Origin of the sequence: Psychromarinibacter sediminicola (assembly GCF_029168335.1) — a bacterium.
Lineage (GTDB): Bacteria > Pseudomonadota > Alphaproteobacteria > Rhodobacterales > Rhodobacteraceae > Psychromarinibacter > Psychromarinibacter sediminicola.
In genome coordinates, this window is sequence record NZ_JARGYC010000161.1 from 1 (window position 1) to 2746 (window position 2746).

Annotated in this window: 5 protein-coding genes and 1 pseudogene; 1 reads left to right on the forward strand and 5 read right to left on the reverse strand. The window is 61.0% G+C overall.

The window, feature by feature from the left end; genetic code table 11:
- The coding region (locus P1J78_RS24480) for a hypothetical protein (RefSeq protein WP_275569990.1) at positions 1-378 on the forward strand (378 nt) is incomplete at its 5' end.
- 107 nt (positions 379-485) lie between these two features.
- Here the strand turns inward: P1J78_RS24480 and P1J78_RS24485 are convergent.
- From P1J78_RS24485 to P1J78_RS24505, 5 genes and pseudogenes are all read right to left on the reverse strand, one after another.
- Positions 486-1409, reverse strand: coding sequence for a transglutaminase family protein (locus tag P1J78_RS24485; protein WP_275569991.1), 924 nt, complete (start codon positions 1407-1409; stop codon positions 486-488).
- A 48-nt stretch (positions 1410-1457) separates the two neighbouring features.
- Positions 1458-1667, reverse strand: a complete 210-nt coding sequence (locus tag P1J78_RS24490; protein ID WP_137703227.1) for a hypothetical protein — start codon at positions 1665-1667, stop codon at positions 1458-1460.
- The gene (locus tag P1J78_RS24495; RefSeq protein WP_275569992.1) at positions 1667-2200 is read right to left on the reverse strand and encodes a hypothetical protein; all 534 of its coding nucleotides are present in this window, start codon (positions 2198-2200) and stop codon (positions 1667-1669) included. Before P1J78_RS24495 ends, P1J78_RS24490 begins: the two co-directional genes overlap by 1 nt.
- Before the next feature lie 77 nt (positions 2201-2277).
- Positions 2278-2457 (reverse strand): hypothetical protein, encoded by a 180-nt coding sequence (locus tag P1J78_RS24500; protein WP_275569993.1) that lies wholly within the window; start codon positions 2455-2457, stop codon positions 2278-2280.
- 90 nt (positions 2458-2547) lie between these two features.
- A pseudogene (locus tag P1J78_RS24505) lies at positions 2548-2746 on the reverse strand (transglutaminase family protein); the annotation flags it as partial.

The window sequence follows — 2746 nt, forward strand, 5'->3', positions numbered from 1 at the left end:
CTTCGCGCCGGGAGCTCACAGGAAATAGGATCAACAATGAATATTCCCGCAGCTACCAAACCCGCAATCTGGGGTGCCATCGGCGGCGCCATCGTCGCGATCGTGATAGGATTCGTCTGGGGCGGATGGGTGACTGGCAGCACAGCGGCCCAGATGCGGGCTGCAGGAGCGGAGGCAGCCGTCGTTCAGGCGTTTACACCCCTCTGCGTCGTCAAGGCCGAACAGGAGCCGGAACAGATCGCCTTGTTGAAGGAAGCAAGTAGATATCAGCGCGACAACTTCGTGGTTCAGGCTGGCTGGGTCGACAACGTGAGCGAAAAGTATCGCTCGGAAGTGGCCGATGCGTGTGCCAATTCGATCGTGGAAGGGATGCAATAACACGGGAGGGCGGGAATGGGCCTGACGTCCAACCTTCTCCGGTCATTAGGGCATTGTTATTGATAGGTTTAAACCAGCAGGCGCAAGCCAGTCCCACCGAAACGCCATCAGACAAGCGCGATGTCCGCCCCGCCTCTTGGGGCCAGGAGCATGTTGTCTTGTGCCGAAGCACTCTCCACTCTTACGAGCACCTCCATCGAGAGCAAATCGACGTTCGTTCCGACAAAGTTGCCTGCCACCGGGGTGACCTGTGCGATGTTGCGGGCCACGGCGAGTGGTATCAGGTTCCGGGACCCGAAGCTCCGGTTCGTGGGATCGAAGGCAATCCATCCGGCACCGGGGAGAAATATCTCGACCCAGGCATGGGTGGACCCGGAACCCGCAGACCCAAGGAGGCTTTCTTCAGCATCGGACAGATAGCCGGATACGATGCGGGAACCGAGTCCAAGCGTGCGCGCGGCTTCGGCGAGCAGGACCGCAAGATCACGGCACGAGCCCCATCGCCGATCGAGCGTCTCGATCGGTGACTGGGTGCCTTCAGTGTCGCGGCTTTGGTAGGCAATCTGGGTGAACACACCGTTGCTGATGTCCTTCAGCAAAGACAGCGTGTCGGTCGGACGCGCCATGACGAAGCCCTCGACCCATCGGGAAAGCCGACCGTCCGGGTCGGGGTATTGCGGAACCGTCAACGCGCCCAGATCGGTCCATTCGTCGGCGGCGTAGTCAAAGGGGTACTGCGCGGCCGAGGCGGCGATGGCAAAGACCGGCCATGCAGGCGCGGTGAGATCCACTGTGGCACGGCTCTCGATCACCAGATGATCCGTCAGGCCGTCAAAGACGGCGGTGGCGACAGCGTTGCCGGCCACGTCATGCGCCCAGGTTACTGTCGCCGTCGGAGAAATGGAGAGGGCATGCGCAAGTAGTCGCAGTTCCCTCGTTTCTCGGGGACGTAGCATCAACCGATGGGGCCCAAGGGGGACCTTTTGACGGTATCTGTAGGTCGTGGTGTGAACGATGTCCAGGCAGGCCAAAATGATGTTCCAGTTAGGATTGAGGAAGACGGCGCGCGGCTGTGGGGATCAGCGGCGGCGAGATGCGCCCGCGCTGACGGGCGCGGCGTTCCGCCAGGCATTCAACCCCTTGCAGCGTCGGCAAATCCGTTCTCCGAAGCCTTCGCTCCAGAACGAGGTTTCGCATCGCAGGCATCGGCGTTCTTGCGGAACATCACCCACGGCCCTTGGGGTCGCGATGTCCGGTACGTCACCCTCGGCGATGGCCTCGTCCGCCATCACGTTTTCCCCGCAGCCAGACGGGTGCGTAAGGACGGCGGCGAGTCCGGTCGTGGAGGCATGCCTTCGTTTTCGGCGGTCCGGATCGACTCTTCGTCCCGCGCTCCTCGGGCGGTCGTCTTCGAAGGCGGCGCAGCCAGGGTCGGATCGGATGTCCCAGACCCGGAATAGAGATGTCGCAGGTGCGCCTCGGAGACCCCGTCGGCCTTCATCACGAGCTGTACCATCGGATCAGCCAGCATTTCTTCAAGGAAAAAGTCGGACAACTCCCTGCCGGTCAGCTTGTCCCTGGCGCGTGCTTGGTCGAGGTCGGCAAGGGAAACAGTCAGAGTCCGTGCAAGTCCCGGATGAGATATCCTGGGATGAAGCTTCACAAGGACGGAGGCTTTCCAGGCTGCGGGATCCCGTTCATCAGGGGGTGAAGCCACCTCCGTTTCGATCTCATAATCTCCCGCCGGGAGAATCTCGTCAAAGCCCGGAACGGTGAAGGGCCGAGAAAAAACCGCAACGGTCTTGCTCGTCAGATCTTCCATTGGCGCGTTCCTTTCCCTTGGTGCTGTGGGCGGTCCGCGCCCCTCACGGGAATGAGGCGCGTAACCGGTGTACACCCTCAAGATGTCTTGGACTTGGCGGGTGCATCCTTGCCAGAAGCCTTGGGCTCGGTCTCCTTGGCAGGGGTCGTCGCTGTTTTCGCAGGCTTGGGCTTTAACGCAGCCGCAGCCCTGGCGGTCAGGTCCTTGAAGGACATTTCATCGATCCTTTGATTTTCCGACGCCAACTCCTCGTCCATGTCGGACCGGGATACCTCGCATCGGTACTGTACATATGGGGGCTGGCGACCCGAATTGCGATGGTGCATCGAGAAAGAAGCCGAGGTCAGTCAGGCCAATTCATCCGTCCAGACCTTGAATTCCATCAACGTGTTGCGGCCGAATGTCTGGGTCAGAGGGACATCGGCAGCATCGCGACCACGCGCGATCAGGATTCTCGCAAACCTCGGCTTGTTGTTCCGCGGGTCGAACATGTGCCATTCACCAGCGAGAAACACCTCCATCCACGCGGCAAAATCCCCGGGTGGA